This window comes from Pseudomonas sp. NPDC012596 (assembly GCF_042902325.1).
GTDB lineage: Bacteria > Pseudomonadota > Gammaproteobacteria > Pseudomonadales > Pseudomonadaceae > Aquipseudomonas.
This window is the reverse complement of record NZ_JBIBEB010000023.1, coordinates 76,991-91,651: the sequence shown is the minus strand read 5'-3', so window position 1 is coordinate 91,651 and position 14,661 is coordinate 76,991. Positions and strand designations below refer to the sequence as shown.

The window sequence follows — 14,661 nt, the reverse complement described above, 5'->3', positions numbered from 1 at the left end:
GGTTATCCGGTGAAGGGGAGTGTGAGCAGGGTAGTCAAGGTTAGTAACAGTTGCAGGCCCAGGCACACGGCCTGGCGCCGGAACAGGGCTAGCGCGGCTTGGCTGCGGCTGGGCCAGTCGCGGGCGTCGACGGCTTGCGGCTTGAGCCGCAGGTCGATCAGGGCGCGGTCCAGGGCCTGGGTATCCGCAGGCAGGTCCGTGCTGGCGCTCAGCTTGGCAAACAGCTCTGCATCCAGTGCCACGCGGATCGCCCAGTACTTGTGCAGCAGGCCGAGTACCAGCAAAACAACGCATAGCACGCTGGCCAGCGGCTGCAGTGGCATACCGAGCAAAGGTGCCAGGCCGTAGGCCAGGGCGAGCAGGGTGATGCCATCCGACAGGCGCTCCAGTTGCGCGCCACGGCCGAGCAGGCTGGCGACCAGGTGCAGGTTCATGGGTGGGCTCCCAGCTGCTTCAGCACCTGGCGATGCGCTGGGTGCAGGACGATGCCGGGGCGCGCCTGGCGGATCAGCGCCTCGGCCTGGGCTGCATCGCTGCAGCGGCCGCTGAGCAACAGCCAGGCGGCCACTGCGCTGGCGCTGCGCGAATATCCCAGCGCGCAGCAGACCAGCAGGGGCCCTTGAGTGCGCAGGTGCTCGATGGCGTCGGCGGCTTGTTGCAGCAGCTTGGCATCGGCGGCTATCAGATCCAGGGTTGGCAATGATCGATAGGCTGACTGCGCCGGCCTCATCGCCGGCAAGCCGGCTCCCACAGGTACTGCGTGAACCTTGGAGCCTGTGGGGGCCTGCAAGCTTGCACCCACAGGTACTGCACAAGCCTTGGAGCCTGTGGCGATCCCTGTGGGAGCCGGCTTGCCGGCGATGGCGGCGGTACGGGCAATAAAGGGCAGTTCAGCGCAGAGGTCGACGATGGCAGCAAAGGGCGCGCGCTCGCCGCGCCCCGGAATGCGCCCGAGGAACACCCCGTCACATACTTCATCTGGCTGTGGGTGCCGCCAGGTCCAGAATCTGGAGTTGATCCAGGCCGCGACCAGGTAAGGCGCCAACAGCCAGCAGGCGGCATTCGAAAGGCGCCCGTCGCTACCTTTCTGAAACCCACCCGCACCGAGCACACCATAGTTAAGCGCGACCATGCACAAAGACACCGCAGGCCATGCCAGCCACAGCCACGCGCCGCCGAGCTTGGCCGCCAACACCGCGCACAAACATGCCCCCAGCCCATACCAGGCTGCCAGCCGCCAGCGCTTGGCAACGCGCGCCAGGCGCGCAGTCTGCAAAGGCAGCAGGCCTTCACGCGGCCACAACCAGACACACACAAACCCCGCCAACGCCCCGGCAGGCAAGTCGATGAAATGGTGCTGCCAGGTCGTCAGCACCGAGATACCGATCAACGCCATCCAGCCATGCATCACCCATCGCCAGGGTTGCCGGTGAACGTGCCGGGCAAACATCGTCCAGATGATCACCAGCAACGCGATATGCAGCGAAGGTGCCTGGTTATAGGGTTTGTCGAACCCCATCAGCACATCGAACAACCAGCCGAACACGCCATCCAGCGCTGGCCGCTCGAAGGTGAAACGCAGCGGCCAGAGCAGGAAGCAGCCCACGCTGATCAGTTGCGCGGTCAGCAGCGCCAGGGCATGCCGGTCCATTTCCTGACGGGTGCGTGGTAGCAGGAACGACAGCCCGTACAGGAGGTCGATCGACCAGTAAGGAATGATCGTCCAGGGCCACAGCGGTATGTGCTGTTCCCAGCCGAAGACTAGGCTGCCGATGTCATCGCGGCCAGCGGTGTAGTCGTTCACCAGGCCATAGCTAATAAAGAAGAACGGGCCCAGCATCAACAACCAGAGCACGCCCCGGCGGATTAGGCCCTGCTCACGGGGTGGGTTCATTCCCGCACTCGTTGCGCCAGGCTGACGCTGAAAATGCCCCATTCATCGATGCGCTGGGCAAGCTTGCGAAAGCCCGCCGCCTCGACCAGCTGGTCCATCTCGGCCTGGCTGCGCCGGCGCATGACCCACGCCTCACCGCCCCGGTGGCTGGTGAGGGCGCGGGCGATCATCTCCAGTTGCGGGTGCCAAGGCTGGCCGGTGTAGACCAGGTAGCCGCCATCCTCGACAGCCTCGGCCAGGCCTGCCAGCGAGTCACTCACCAACGTGTTGCTGGGGAACAGTTCATACAGGCCGGACACCACGGCGAGGGTAGGGCGCGGCTCGAGCGCAGCCAGGCTTTCGCGGTCGAAGGCATCGCCTTGAACGAAGCGGGCGATGTCGGCCAGGCCTTTTTCGGCGATCAGCGCGCTGCCTTGCTGCACATTCAGCTCGCTGTAGTCGCGCAGCAGGATGGATTCTGGCAGTTGTTCCAGCGCTTGCAAGGCTTCGAGAATGTAGCGGCCGTGGCCGGCGGCAATATCGGTGATATGCACCGGCCGCTGCTGTTCCCGCAGCCGAGCGATGGCGACGCGCAGCAGCTCTTCAACGTGCAGCTTGCGCTGGCGGATGCCGCGCCAACCGATGGCGCCGAGGTAGTGCTGGTCGATCATCCGGCCCAGCTTGCCCTTGCCCGTCGGTTGGTTGCGGTAGACGTAGTCCAGGGTGCTGCCGGAATCAAAACCGGTGTCGAAGCCCAGCTTCACCCCGTCGGCGAGACCTTTGCCCAGGCGTAGGCCGGCGCGGGTGGCACGCCAGTAAAGGTCGCGTGGCGAGTTGCGCGGCAAGGGCGCTGCCAGGCTTTCGGCTTCGGCACAGCTGGCGCCGACTTTGTCGGCATCGAGCAGCGACGGTAGCGGCGCGGGGCTATCGAAGCAGTGCTCGACAAAGCGTTCGATGCGCTTCAAGGCATGCCCCCGTTCACGCTCGCCGAGGGTGTCGTGGAAGAACCCGGGCAGGATGTGAAGCTCTTTGCGTGCACTGCCCAAGCGCTCGAAAAAACGCTCCTGCGGTTTGCGCTCGACCACCAGGTCGGCCCCGGAAACCAGCATCTGCGTCGGTACCTGAATGGCCTGCGCATCGGCCACCACTCGCTCGGCAGCCTCGTACAGGCCGAGCAGCATGGTCACCGAAATCGGCCGGCTGATCAGCGGGTCAGACACATACGACATGACCCGCTTCGGGTCGTGGGTAAGCAGGCGCGGTTTGACGTAGCTGTTGACGAAGAAGTTGCCGCGCAGGGCCTTCAGCAGCTTCAGGCCGGGGCGGGCGAAAGGCACATACAGCTTGACCTTGAAGGCGGGCGAGGCGAGCACCAGGCAGCGCACCTTGGGCGCGTAGTCATGGGCCCAGGTGGCGATCAGCACGGCGCCGACACTTTGCGCCAACACCACCAGGTCCTGTTCGGCGATGCCGTGCCGGGCCTGGATATGTTCGATGAACGTCTGCACATCGCGCACGCTGGTGGCAAAGCTCGGGCTGTCGCCGCGGGCGCCCGGGGATTTGCCGTGGCCGCGTGCATCCCAGGCGAAGAACTCATACCCCGGCATGTCCAGTTCGTCTGGCAGGTGGGCCATGCGCCCGCCATGTTCATGGCCACGGTGGAACATCACCACAGCCCGGCGAGGCTGGTGCTGGTTACGCGTGGCAGGCCAGTAACGGTAGTGCAGCTCGACCCCGTCATGGGTGGAGAAGTGCAGCGATTGCGCTTGGCGCATGGCGAAAGTCCTTGTCCGGCGGCGATGGGCTCAGCGGGTCTCAAGCAACCCCTGGCGAACCCGGTTGTAGAGGGTATAGAGCGAGAGTGCGAGGATGACCAGCAGCAGGCCATTGACCCATGGCGCAGCGAGCAGGCCGAAGGCCACGCCTGTACCCAGCACGCCGAAGGCGAACGCCCGGTCGCTCTTGCCCATCGGCCCGTCGTAACGGCGCGATGCACCGGCCAGCGGGCCCATCACACCCGCGTATTCGCTGAACGTGGCGCTGAGCACCACCAGCACCACCAGGCTAGGCCACACCCCGGCTAGCAGGGCGAACGGCAGGTACAACGCGGCATCGGCGATCACGTCGCACAGCTCGTTCAGGTAGGCACCCAGTGTGGATTGCTGGCCGAATTCCCGGGCGAGCATGCCGTCGACGGCATTCAGCGCCATGCGCAGCAGCATCCAGACCGGGATGAGGATGAACAGCCAGGTGATGTGGCTGAGCCAGACCAGCAGCAGGCCCAGTAAAACCGAGACCACCGCGGCGCTGACAGTGACCTGGTTGGCAGTGACGCCACGGGCATGCAGGCGTTCGACGCTGGGGCGCAGCAAGGCCTGAAAGCGGGGTTTGAGCTGGTAGATGGATGGCACGTTGAACTCCCTGTCGTGGTGCGGCGGTGCGATTGTGCGGCGGACATATCCCGTAACGCAAGAACACCACGATCGCTGTAGGAGCGGGTTTGCCCACGATGCATTAGAGGCGGGGCCTGGCCATGGCTTCGCCCTGGTTCGCCGGGGGGGCCGGCGTCGGGGTAAACCCGCACCCACAAAGTCACGGTTCAATCAAAAAACCTGGGGTGGGCCGCAAACGCTCGACCAACCCAGCGGCATACCCCGGCAACCCAGCAAAATCCCGCGCGCACAGCAGCAAGCGGCGATTGGCCCAGCCCTCGCGCAGCGCCACCCAATGCATCGGTAACAGGCCTTCCCAGCGCCTCACTGCCGCCAGCGGCACCACGCTGACACCGGCGCCCCCTGCAACCATGCGGATCACCCCGTCAAAACCTTCTGCGCGTACCCGCACGCGCATGCGTAGGCCCTCGCGCAAGGCCTGTTCCTCCAGGTAAAGCGCCAGCGCGCTGTTCGCCCCCAGCCCGACATGGCCATGGGCGAGGCTGTCGACAAAGCTCGGTGCGGGCTCCGCGCTGAGCGCGTGGCCCGGGGGGGTGACCAGTACCAGCGGATCATCGCGAAACGGCAGGGTCTGCAGGTGCGCGCAGGGTGCAGCAGTAGAGATGATGCCCAGGTCGGCCATGCCCTGGGTGATCGACTGCACGATCCTCAGGCTCGGCAGTTCCTGCACATCGACACTCACGCCGGGGTTGTTGGCCAGATAACCGGCAAGCAGTTCAGGCAAGTATTCGGTCAGCGCCGCCGTGTTGCACAGCAGGCGCACTTGGCCTTGCTGGCCTTGGGCGTACTGGGCAAGGTCGAATTGCAGGCGCTCGACCTGCTGGCCGATAAGCCGGGCGTGCTGCAACAACGCCTGGCCCGCAGGTGTCGGCTGCACGCCACGGCGGTTGCGTTGCAGCAGTGCAGTACCGAGCGAAGCCTCCATGGCCCGGATACGCGCACTGGCCGCCGGCAATGAAAGATGGCTGCGGCGCGCCCCTGCAGTAATGTTGCCGCACTCAAGGGTGTGCTGGAAAAGCGTGAGATCAATCAGGTCGAAATGCATCAGCCTCTGTCCAGGCAAAAGTCTCCCTGAGTATATGGCAGATTTTCAGCCCAACCGTCTCACGCCATGATGGCAGCCATGAATACCTTGATCGCGTTCTATCAAAACATCGGCCCAGCCTTGTCAGTACTGGTCATCATCACCTTCGTGCTGGCGGGCGCGGTCAAAGGAGTGATAGGCCTCGGCCTGCCGACCATTGCCATGGGCCTGTTGGGCCTGGCTATGCCGCCTGCGCAGGCTGCCGCGTTGCTGATAGTCCCGTCGACGCTCACCAACCTCTGGCAACTGGCGGCGGGCGGGCATCTGCTGGCGCTGCTGCGGCGTCTCGGGCCGATGCTGGCGATGATCTTCATCGGCACCCTGCTCGGTAGCACCTGGCTGGGCATCGACAGTGGCCCCTGGGCGGTTCACGCACTGGGCGCGGCGCTGCTGGTGTACGCGATGTACGGCCTGGTAGGGCCTGATCTGCGACTGGCGCCAAGCAGGGAAGGTTGGCTTGGGCCATTGTGCGGGCTGGTGACCGGCATCGTGACCGCCGCAACGGGTGTGTTCGTGATGCCGGCAGTACCCTACTTGCAGAGCCTGGGCCTGAGCCGCGACCAAATGATCCAGGCGCTGGGCCTGTCGTTCACCGTCTCGACCGTGGCCCTGGCCCTGGGCCTGGCCGGGCAGGATGCCCTGGGTGGCCAGGCACTGGGCGCGTCACTGCTGATGCTGGCGCCTGCGCTGCTGGGCATGCTGGCGGGCCAGTGGTTGCGTCAGCGCATCAGCCCGGCGCTGTTCAAACGCTGCTTCTTCCTCGGCATGGCCGTGCTGGGCGGCCATCTGCTGATCAACGGTTAGCGGATGAAGCACTGAGCATCTCGATGGCCTGGATATCGAAGTCGCGCTCCAGGTAATCCATGCGCTTTTCGAAGAACTCGACCATGTGCGGCAAGGCCGAGTGCACGTCCAGCGCGGCTTTGTCGGCCCACACCTCGAAGAACACGAACAGGCTCGGGTCGGCCTTGTCGCGCAACATGTGGTACTCGATGCAGCCAGGTTCCCGACGGCTCGGCTCTACGTAGGCACGGAACAAGGTTTCGAAGGCGTCGGCCATTTCCGGACGGGTCTTGGCCTTGAGGATGAAGGCGTGTTGCTCGCTCATGATGCGCTCTCGGTGGTTAACGATGAGGCGATTCTAAGGCAATAATGGATCGAGCATTCGTGACTTCAAGGCAATTGTATTTTGACCCATGCCTGCTGTTTCCCACGCAAGCGAGCCTCTAATCTGCCGGTCATCCAATTTGACTCAGCCCACCGAGGCCCAGTATGAAAAAGATCCTTCTGCTCAATGGCGGTAAACAGTTCGCTCACTCCGACGGCCGCCTCAACCAGACCCTGCACGACGCCGCCCTGGCCCATCTCGACCGCGCCGGCTTCGACGTGCAACAAACCTTCATCGATGGCGGTTACGACGTTCAGGCCGAAGTCGAAAAATTCCTCTGGGCCGACGTGGTGATCTACCAGATGCCGGGCTGGTGGATGGGTGCACCGTGGACCGTGAAGAAGTACATCGACGAGGTCTTCACCGCCGGCCACGGCAGCCTCTACGCCAACGACGGCCGTACCCGCTCGGATGCCTCGCAGAAGTACGGTAGCGGCGGCCTGGTGCAGGGTAAGCAGTACATGCTTTCGTTGACCTGGAACGCCCCGCAGCAGGCCTTCGACGACCCGAGCGATTTCTTCGAGGGCAAAGGCGTGGATGCGGTGTACTTCCCGTTCCACAAGGCCAATCAGTTCCTGGGCATGACCGGCCTGCCGACCTACCTGGCAGTCGATGTGATGAAGCGCCCGGATGTGCCGGCCGCACTGGCAGCCTATGAAGCGCATCTGGACCAGGTGTTTGGTAAGGCCGAATAACTGGACTTGCAGCCCTCAAGCGGCTATCTATCACCGCGACCAGCAGACACAGGCGCCGCCGTGAAAACCCGATCCGAAGAACTCCAGGTATTTGTCGCCGTGATCGACTGCGGCTCGATCTCCGCTGCCGCCGAGCAGATGGGCCAGACCCCGTCGGCGGTGAGCCGCACCTTGTCGCGCCTGGAGGCCAAGCTCGGCACCACTTTGGTCAACCGCACCACGCGGCGCATGGACCTGACTGAAGAGGGGCGGTTCTTCCTGGAACGCTCACGGCAGGTGCTGGAGCAGATGGACGAAATGGAAGAGCGCCTGTCGATGAACCGTCAGAACGCCGCCGGGCGCCTGCGCATCAACGCCGCCGCGCCTTTCATGCTGCACGCCATCCTGCCCTGGATCGGTGAGTTTCGCCGCCAGTACCCTGGCATCGAGCTGGAACTCAACACCGACGATCTGATCATCGACCTGCTGGAACAGAGCACCGACGTGGCAATCCGCATCGGTGAGCTGGCCGACTCCAGCCTGCATGCCCGCTCGCTGGGCTGCAGCCCGGTGCAGGTGCTGGCCAGCCCGGCCTACCTGGCACAGCACGGCACGCCGCAGCACGTCGAAGATCTGAACAACCACTGCCTGCTGGGCTTCAGCCAGCCCGAGTCGCTCAACCAGTGGCCGCTGCGCCACGCCGAGGGCGACCGTTGGCAGATCCGCCCGGCGCTGATCGCCTCCAGTGGCGAGACCCTGCGCCAACTGGCGCTGGCCGGGGAGGGTATCGTCAGCCTGTCGCACTTCATGACCCATGAAGACATTCGCGCTGGCCGCCTGCAGGTGCTGTTGAGCGATGCCAACAACGGTTACCGCCAGCCGATCCACGCCGTCTACTACCGCAATACGCAACTGGCCTTGCGCATCCAGTGCTTCCTCGATTTCATCCAGCAGAAGTTGGCGATGTACGCCTGCTGAGTTGCCTGAACGCGACAAATCCTGCCCATAGGCGGCGAAACTTCCTACGTTTGATTGCACAGTCGACGCGCTTCGGCCTTACTGACTGATCAACAAAAACAACACCAAGGAAGTGTCATGCGTATCGTCCCGTTCCAGTACCTCGCGCTAGCAGCCGCGATCCTGAGCAGTTCCTCGGTCTACGCGGCAACCCTGGAGGGTGGCGCGGTGGCCGCACCCGATCAATATGGCGCACAGGTGGCCGCCGATATTCTGAAAAAGGGCGGTAACGCGGTGGATGCGGCAGTTGCCACAGCCTTCACCCTGGCGGTTACGTACCCTGAGGCCGGCAACATCGGTGGCGGTGGTTTCATGACCCTGTTCGTCGACGGCAAAGCCTATTTCCTCGACTACCGCGAGGTGGCGCCCAAGGCCGCGACTCGCAACATGTACCTGGACGACAAAGGCGAGGTCGTCGAGAACCTCAGCCTGGTCGGTGTGCGTGCGGCCGGCGTGCCCGGTACGGTGATGGGCCTGTGGGAAGCACACCATAAGTTCGGCAAGCTGCCGTGGAGCGAGCTGCTCACGCCGGCCATCGGTTATGCCAAAAATGGCTTCAAGATCGCAGAAAAACAGTACCAGTACCGCAACGACGCCCAAGGCCTGTTCAAGACCGCGACCAACTTCAACGACTACTTCGGCAACATGAAAGTCGGTGAGCTGTTCAAGCAGCCGGAGATGGCCCAGACCCTCGAACGCATTGCCGACAAAGGCGTGAGCGAGTTCTATCAGGGCAAGACCGCCGACCTGCTGGTGGCGCAGATGCAGGCCGACAAAGGCCTGATCACCAAGGAAGACCTTAAGGATTACAAAGCCGTGTGGCGTGAGCCGATGGCCCTGAGCTGGCGCGGCAACGTGGTCTATACCGCGCCGCCGCCCAGCTCCGGCGGCGTTGCCCTGGCCCAGTTGCTGGGCATCAAGGAAGACCGCGCGGCGGACTTCAAGGGCGTTGCGCACAACTCGGCGCAGTACATCCACCTGCTGGCCGAAATCGAGAAACGTGTGTTTGCCGACCGTGCCGACTACTTGGGCGACCCAGCCTTCACCAAAGTGCCGGTCGACCAGTTGGTCGCCAAGGACTACCTGGCCAAGCGTGCTGCGCAGGTCAACCCCAACGCCATTTCTGCAACCGACGACGTCAAGCCGGGGCTGGAACCGCACCAGACCACGCACTTCTCGATCGTCGACAAGCAGGGCAATGCAGTCAGCAACACCTACACCCTCAACCTGGACTACGGTAGTGGCGTGGTGGTGAAAGGCGCAGGCTTCCTGCTCAACGATGAGATGGACGATTTCAGCGCCAAGCCGGGTGCGGCCAACGCCTTTGGTGTCGTGGGCGGTGATGCCAATGCCATCGAACCCGGCAAGCGCATGCTGTCATCCATGAGCCCGAGCCTGATGACCCGTGATGGTAAGGTCGAACTGGTGATCGGAACGCCAGGTGGTTCGCGCATCTTCACCTCGATCTTCCAGGTGATGAACAACCTGTACGACTACGGCATGCCGCTGGAGAAGGCAGTGGCGGCGCAGCGTGTGCACCATCAGTTGCTGCCCAAGGACACCATCTATTTCGACAGCTATGCGCCGCTGACCGGGCCGGTGGCCGATGGCCTGAAGAAGATGGGGTATGTGCTGGAGGATCAGGGCTGGGAGATGGGCGATATCCAGGCGATCCGGGTGAACGGGGCGAAGCTTGAGACGGCTTCCGATCCGCGTGGGCGCGGGGTGGGGATGGTCGTCAAATAAGCGTTGGCCCCATCGCCGGCAAGCCGGCTCCCACAAGTCCCGCGCCTACCTTGAGGTTGCGCACTACCTGTAGGAGCTGGCTTGCCGGCGATTGGGCCGCAAAGCGGCCCCAAGCCTGTAGTCACACGCGGAACTGGCTGACCAACATCTGCAGGTGCCCACCCAGGCGCGCCAGCTCGACGCTCGACGCCGCCGTCTCATCACTGGCCGCCGCTGTCTGCTCCGACACATCCCGCACATTCAGAATGCTCCGGCTGATCTCTTCAGCCACCGCACTCTGCTGGTCGGCCGCCGCAGCAATCTGCTGGTTCATCGACTGGATGCTCGACACCGTGCTGGTGATGTTCTCCAGCGAAGCCCCGGCTTTGCGCGCCAACTCGACGCTGCTGTCGGTCAGGGTACGGCTGCCCTGCATGGCGTTGGCCACCTGCTGGGTGCCATGTTGCAGGCCGGCGACCAGCTCTTCGATCTCTTCGGTGGACTTCTGCGTACGCTGGGCCAGGCCGCGCACTTCGTCGGCGACCACGGCAAAACCACGGCCAGCTTCGCCGGCACGGGCGGCTTCGATTGCGGCGTTCAGCGCCAGCAGGTTGGTTTGTTCGGCCACCGACTTGATCACGTCCATCACGCTGCCGATCTTCTGGCTTTCCTGCTGCAGCAGGTTCATGGCTTCGGTGGAACGGTGCACTTCTTCGGCCAGGCGTTCGATCTGGCTGATCGCCTCACCGACCACGCGATCACCCGCGCGCGCTTCATCGTCGGCACCGGTTGCAGCATGCGAAGCCTGCTCGGCATTGCGCGCTACTTCCTGAACGGTCGCGGCCATTTCGTGCATGGCGGTAGCCACCTGGTCGGTTTCGACCTTCTGGCTATTGGCCCCCGCGCTGGTCTGCTCGGTGACGGCCGAAAGCTCTTCAGCGGCGCTGGCGATCTGCGTGACGCCGTCACGGATACCGCTGATCAGCTCACGCAGGGTAGTGCCCATGCGCGCGATGCCTTGTTGCAGCACGCCGATTTCGTCGCGGCGGGTAACCCGCATGTCGTGGGTGAGGTCGCCGCCGGCGATGCGCTCCACGGCTTGCAGGGTCTCCTGCAAAGGGCGGGTGATCTGGCGGGTGATGATGACTGCCGCCAGTACACCGGCCAGCAGCGCCAGCAACGTGGCGATGGTCTGCAGGCTGCGGGCCTGGCTGCTTTCGATGTCGCGGCGCTCGATCTGGATCTTGTACAAGGCGTCGCTGCGCTTGACGATGTCGGCGCCCTGAACGGTCATTTCCGCGCGGGAGGTGGTGATGGTTGCGACCGCATCGCGGAACTGGCGCACCGCCTCACGGTAGGCCTGAACCGACTGTTCGAACTGTTGCACGCGCGTGGCTTCGGCTGGCAGCTGGCGCTTGAGGGTGTCGATTTGCACCAGTGCCGATTCCAGCTGGCGCAGCGCCGCCTGTTCGTTGGCCGCGCTGTTTTCGGCGATGTAGCCGCGCACGTCCACACGCACTTGCAGCAGTTGCTGGCGGGTTTTGCTGATCAACTGGTATTGCGCCAGGCGCACGCTGTCGGCCTCGGGGCGGGCCATGACGTCCTGGCTGAGGGTTTCCATGGCAGCGTCGGCCTGCGCAGCCGACACATTCATCGCTTCACGGGCGGCCAGCGAGCTCTTGTAGCCAGCGCGCATCTTGTTCAGCGAGACCTTGTACTCGCTGATGGTCTGTCCAAGCTCTTTGAGCAGCTTGACGTTTTCCGGGCTCTTGAAGGTGCCGACCAGGTATTCCTGCTGCTTGCTGAACGCATCCAGCTTGGCCTGGGTATTGGCAGCGGCGGCATCATCGCCGTTGGCGATCATGTACTGCAGGCGCGCGACGCGAAGGTCGGTCAGGTCTTTGTTGAGCTGGCCGATATCACCCATCCAGTTGCTGCGGTCGATCAGGCTGCCCAGGCTGGTCCAGCCGGTCAGGGCCAGCAGGCCAGTAAGGACCAGCACCAGGCCGAAGCCCAGGCCGAGTTTGAGGTTGACGCTGATGTTGGCGAACCAGCTGTTCATGCACGCTCTCCAGAAAAATTTCGCTCACTTGATCATTTTTCGATCGCGAGGCGTTGTTGTTCTGGATGCCCGCTGAATCGTGCAGGGGTTATCGGCACTTGGCAGCGAAGCTGAAACGCTTTTTCAGCTGTTTTGTAACTGCATGAAAACGTTTGCTTTTTATCGGGCTATCCGCGGGCAAGCCCGCGAATATTTCACAGGCTGCGCGCACTGAACGTATCGCAGCTGTTCACATCCCCTTGGGCAAACCCAGCCTTGAACCAGCGTACCCGCTGCGCCGAAGTGCCATGGGTAAACGAGTCCGGCACCACGCGCCCCTGGCCCTTTTGCTGCAACCGGTCATCACCAATCGCGTTGGCCGCATTCAGTGCTTCCTCGACATCCCCCGGCTCCAGCCAGTTCAGGCGTTGCTGCGCCTGATAGGCCCAGACACCGGCCAGGCAGTCGGCCTGCAACTCCTGGCGCACCAGCAGGCCATTGTCGCCTTCCAGGCGCTGGCCATTGCGCCGCGCGGCATCGACCTTGGCCGACACACCGAGCAAGGTCTGCACATGGTGGCCGATCTCATGGGCTATCACGTAGGCCTGGGCGAAGTCACCTGCAGCGGCGAAGCGGGTTTCCATTTCGCGGAAGAATGACATGTCCAGGTAGACTCGTTGGTCCGCCGGGCAGTAGAACGGCCCCACCGCCGCGGAGGCGAAACCGCAGGCGGAATTCACTTGGCCGCTGAACAGTACCAGCTTGGGGTCGCGGTACTGTTTGCCCGCCTGGGAGAACAGGGCCTTCCAGGTGTCTTCGGTGTCGCCGAGGATCGACGCGACGAATTGCGCCTGCTCGTCGTTGGCCGCCGGCGCCTTGTTGCCCGCGCCGCTGGGCGCCTGCTGTTGCTGCTGTTCCATCTGCCCGGTGAGCTGGCCGAGTATCTGCAGCGGGTCCTGGCCGGTGAGCCAACCGATGCCGACGATCAGCAGGATTGCCCCAAGCCCCAGCCCCTTGCCGCCGCCAAAGCGCATACCGCCGCCGCCGCCACCTTCGCCACGGGCATCGACCACATTGTCGCTGCGCCGGCCTTTTCGCCATTCCATGAGTTGTGCTCCCGAGCGTGAAACATGAAGACAAAGATTAGTTCACCCCAGCCAAAGGTACTAATGCATAACCATACGGTTATGTATCGGACCACTGATTTCAATATTCATCCCGCGCGAGTTATCTGAAACTGCAAGTCCCCATAGGGGAATTTTCATAATTCCAAGAGAGGAAAACGGCATGCCCGCCCAGGACAATAGCCGCTTCGTGATCCGTGATCGCAACTGGCACCCCAAGGCCCTGACGCCCGACTACAAGACTTCCATTGCCCGCTCGCCGCGCCAGGCACTGGTCAGCATTCCGCAGTCGATCAGCGAAACCACCGGCCCGGATTTCACCCACCTGGGCTTTGGCGCCCATGACCATGACCTGCTGCTGAACTTCAACAACGGTGGCCTGCCGATCGGTGAGCGCATCATCGTTGCCGGCCGTGTCGTAGACCAGTACGGCAAGCCGGTGGCCAACACCTTGGTGGAGATCTGGCAGGCCAACGCCGGTGGCCGCTATCGCCACAAGAACGACCGCTACCTGGCACCGCTGGACCCCAACTTCGGCGGTGTCGGCCGTTGCCTGACCGACCGCGACGGCTACTACAGCTTCCGCACCATCAAGCCCGGCCCGTACCCATGGCGCAACGGCCCCAACGACTGGCGCCCGGCGCACATCCACGTGGGTGTGAGTGGCCCGTCGATCGCCACCAAGCTGATCACCCAGCTGTATTTCGAAGGCGACCCGCTGATCCCGATGTGCCCGATCGTCAAGTCGATCGCTAACCCTGAAGCGGTGCAGCAACTGATTGCCAAGCTCGACATGAGCCACGCCAACCCCATGGACTGCCTGGCGTACCGCTTTGACATCGTGCTGCGCGGCCAGCGCAAGACCCACTTCGAAAACTGCTGAGGACCCCGCCATGCCAATCGAACTGCTGCCGGAAACCCCTTCGCAGACCGCCGGCCCTTACGTGCACATCGGCCTGGCCCTGGAAGCGGCCGGCAACCCGACCCGCGACCAGGAAATCTGGAACTGCCTGGCCAAGCCTGAGGCACAGGGTGAACACATTCTGCTGATCGGCCAGGTGTATGACGGCAATGGCCACCTGGTGCGCGATTCGTTCCTGGAGCTGTGGCAGGCGGACGCCGCTGGCCAGTATCAGGATGAATACAACCTGGAAAACGCCTTCAACAGCTTCGGCCGCACCGCCACCACCTTCGATGCCGGTGAGTGGACCGTACAGACCGTGAAGCCTGGTGTGGTGAAGAATGCGGCCGGTGTGCCGATGGCACCACACATCAACATCAGCCTGTTTGCCCGTGGCATCAATATCCACCTGCACACGCGGCTGTATTTCGATGATGAGGCCGAAGCCAACGCCAAGTGCCCGGTGCTCAACCTGATCGAGCAGCCGCAGCGCCGCGAGACCTTGGTTGCCAAGCGTTGCGAAGTGGATGGGAAGACGGCCTATCGTTTCGATATCCGTATTCAGGGGGAAGGGGAGACGGTGTTCTTCGACTTCTGAGTG

At 63.4% G+C, this 14,661-nt stretch carries 14 protein-coding genes and 1 pseudogene; 6 read left to right on the top strand and 9 right to left on the bottom strand.

Going from position 1 to position 14,661, the window contains the following annotated elements; all coding sequences use genetic code 11:
* Positions 1-2 precede the first annotated feature (2 nt).
* From ACFY68_RS23520 to ACFY68_RS23500, 5 genes are all read right to left on the bottom strand, one after another.
* On the bottom strand, positions 3-434 hold the full coding sequence (locus tag ACFY68_RS23520; RefSeq protein WP_387532347.1) for a hypothetical protein: 432 nt from the start codon (positions 432-434) through the stop codon (positions 3-5).
* On the bottom strand, positions 431-1,894 hold the full coding sequence (locus tag ACFY68_RS23515; protein WP_387532345.1) for a phosphatase PAP2/dual specificity phosphatase family protein: 1,464 nt from the start codon (positions 1,892-1,894) through the stop codon (positions 431-433). The genes ACFY68_RS23520 and ACFY68_RS23515 overlap by 4 nt, the downstream gene beginning before the upstream one ends.
* Positions 1,891-3,648 carry a bifunctional alpha/beta hydrolase/class I SAM-dependent methyltransferase gene (locus ACFY68_RS23510; RefSeq protein WP_387532342.1) on the bottom strand — a complete coding sequence of 586 codons (1,758 nt, stop codon included), beginning with the start codon at positions 3,646-3,648 and terminating at the stop codon, positions 1,891-1,893. Before ACFY68_RS23510 ends, ACFY68_RS23515 begins: the two co-directional genes overlap by 4 nt.
* Before the next feature lie 30 nt (positions 3,649-3,678).
* Positions 3,679-4,284 carry a CDP-alcohol phosphatidyltransferase family protein gene (locus ACFY68_RS23505; protein WP_387532339.1) on the bottom strand — a complete coding sequence of 202 codons (606 nt, stop codon included), beginning with the start codon at positions 4,282-4,284 and terminating at the stop codon, positions 3,679-3,681.
* Between the two features lie 181 nt (positions 4,285-4,465).
* Positions 4,466-5,371, bottom strand: a complete 906-nt coding sequence (locus ACFY68_RS23500) for a LysR family transcriptional regulator (RefSeq protein WP_387532336.1) — start codon at positions 5,369-5,371, stop codon at positions 4,466-4,468.
* A gap of 78 nt (positions 5,372-5,449) precedes the next feature.
* On the opposite strand from ACFY68_RS23500, the gene ACFY68_RS23495 reads away from it, so the two are divergent.
* Positions 5,450-6,214, top strand: a complete 765-nt coding sequence (locus tag ACFY68_RS23495) for a sulfite exporter TauE/SafE family protein (RefSeq protein WP_387532333.1) — start codon at positions 5,450-5,452, stop codon at positions 6,212-6,214.
* Here ACFY68_RS23495 and ACFY68_RS23490 read toward each other — a convergent pair.
* Positions 6,204-6,518, bottom strand: a complete 315-nt coding sequence (locus tag ACFY68_RS23490; RefSeq protein ID WP_346613893.1) for a putative quinol monooxygenase — start codon at positions 6,516-6,518, stop codon at positions 6,204-6,206. The two genes, ACFY68_RS23495 and ACFY68_RS23490, sit on opposite strands and share 11 nt — an antisense overlap.
* Positions 6,519-6,682: 164 nt before the next feature.
* Here ACFY68_RS23490 and ACFY68_RS23485 point away from each other — a divergent pair, with 164 nt between their 5' ends.
* From ACFY68_RS23485 to ggt, 3 genes are all read left to right on the top strand, one after another.
* On the top strand, positions 6,683-7,273 hold the full coding sequence (locus ACFY68_RS23485) for an NAD(P)H-dependent oxidoreductase (RefSeq protein ID WP_346613894.1): 591 nt from the start codon (positions 6,683-6,685) through the stop codon (positions 7,271-7,273).
* A 60-nt stretch (positions 7,274-7,333) separates the two neighbouring features.
* The gene (locus ACFY68_RS23480) at positions 7,334-8,230 is read left to right on the top strand and encodes a LysR family transcriptional regulator (protein WP_387532329.1); all 897 of its coding nucleotides are present in this window, start codon (positions 7,334-7,336) and stop codon (positions 8,228-8,230) included.
* Positions 8,231-8,347: 117 nt separating this feature from the next.
* Positions 8,348-10,015: a gamma-glutamyltransferase gene (gene ggt, locus ACFY68_RS23475; RefSeq protein ID WP_387532326.1), complete on the top strand. Its 1,668-nt coding sequence runs from the start codon at positions 8,348-8,350 to the stop codon at positions 10,013-10,015.
* A gap of 121 nt (positions 10,016-10,136) precedes the next feature.
* On the opposite strand, the gene ACFY68_RS23470 is transcribed toward ggt, so the two are convergent.
* From ACFY68_RS23470 to ACFY68_RS23460, 3 genes and pseudogenes are all read right to left on the bottom strand, one after another.
* Positions 10,137-10,850 carry a methyl-accepting chemotaxis protein gene (locus tag ACFY68_RS23470; protein ID WP_387532401.1) on the bottom strand — a complete coding sequence of 238 codons (714 nt, stop codon included), beginning with the start codon at positions 10,848-10,850 and terminating at the stop codon, positions 10,137-10,139.
* Between the two features lie 141 nt (positions 10,851-10,991).
* Positions 10,992-11,921 (bottom strand): annotated as a pseudogene (locus ACFY68_RS23465) (methyl-accepting chemotaxis protein); the annotation flags it as partial.
* A 329-nt stretch (positions 11,922-12,250) separates the two neighbouring features.
* Positions 12,251-13,141, bottom strand: a complete 891-nt coding sequence (locus tag ACFY68_RS23460; RefSeq protein WP_346613898.1) for a neutral zinc metallopeptidase — start codon at positions 13,139-13,141, stop codon at positions 12,251-12,253.
* A gap of 181 nt (positions 13,142-13,322) precedes the next feature.
* Here ACFY68_RS23460 and pcaH point away from each other — a divergent pair, with 181 nt between their 5' ends.
* Together pcaH and pcaG are read left to right on the top strand one after the other, a co-directional pair.
* Positions 13,323-14,042 carry a protocatechuate 3,4-dioxygenase subunit beta gene (pcaH, locus tag ACFY68_RS23455; RefSeq protein WP_387532323.1) on the top strand — a complete coding sequence of 240 codons (720 nt, stop codon included), beginning with the start codon at positions 13,323-13,325 and terminating at the stop codon, positions 14,040-14,042.
* A 10-nt stretch (positions 14,043-14,052) separates the two neighbouring features.
* Complete coding sequence (gene pcaG, locus ACFY68_RS23450) at positions 14,053-14,658, top strand: protocatechuate 3,4-dioxygenase subunit alpha (protein WP_346613900.1); 606 nt, start codon at positions 14,053-14,055, stop codon at positions 14,656-14,658.
* Positions 14,659-14,661 lie beyond the last annotated feature (3 nt).

Bases quoted from the DNA above. Each gene is read 5' to 3' on its own strand.
- ACFY68_RS23500 (WP_387532336.1), bottom strand. From the start codon at position 5,371: ATGCATTTCGACCTGATTGATCTCACGCTTTTCCAGCACACCCTTGAG.
- ACFY68_RS23485 (WP_346613894.1), top strand. From the start codon at position 6,683: ATGAAAAAGATCCTTCTGCTCAATGGCGGTAAACAGTTCGCTCACTCC.
- ACFY68_RS23515 (WP_387532345.1), bottom strand. From the start codon at position 1,894: ATGAACCCACCCCGTGAGCAGGGCCTAATCCGCCGGGGCGTGCTCTGG.
- pcaG (WP_346613900.1), top strand. From the start codon at position 14,053: ATGCCAATCGAACTGCTGCCGGAAACCCCTTCGCAGACCGCCGGCCCT.
- pcaH (WP_387532323.1), top strand. From the start codon at position 13,323: ATGCCCGCCCAGGACAATAGCCGCTTCGTGATCCGTGATCGCAACTGG.
- ACFY68_RS23490 (WP_346613893.1), bottom strand. From the start codon at position 6,518: ATGAGCGAGCAACACGCCTTCATCCTCAAGGCCAAGACCCGTCCGGAA.
- ACFY68_RS23495 (WP_387532333.1), top strand. From the start codon at position 5,450: ATGAATACCTTGATCGCGTTCTATCAAAACATCGGCCCAGCCTTGTCA.
- ACFY68_RS23470 (WP_387532401.1), bottom strand. From the start codon at position 10,850: ATGCACGAAATGGCCGCGACCGTTCAGGAAGTAGCGCGCAATGCCGAG.
- ACFY68_RS23510 (WP_387532342.1), bottom strand. From the start codon at position 3,648: ATGCGCCAAGCGCAATCGCTGCACTTCTCCACCCATGACGGGGTCGAG.
- ACFY68_RS23460 (WP_346613898.1), bottom strand. From the start codon at position 13,141: ATGGAATGGCGAAAAGGCCGGCGCAGCGACAATGTGGTCGATGCCCGT.
- ACFY68_RS23520 (WP_387532347.1), bottom strand. From the start codon at position 434: ATGAACCTGCACCTGGTCGCCAGCCTGCTCGGCCGTGGCGCGCAACTG.
- ggt (WP_387532326.1), top strand. From the start codon at position 8,348: ATGCGTATCGTCCCGTTCCAGTACCTCGCGCTAGCAGCCGCGATCCTG.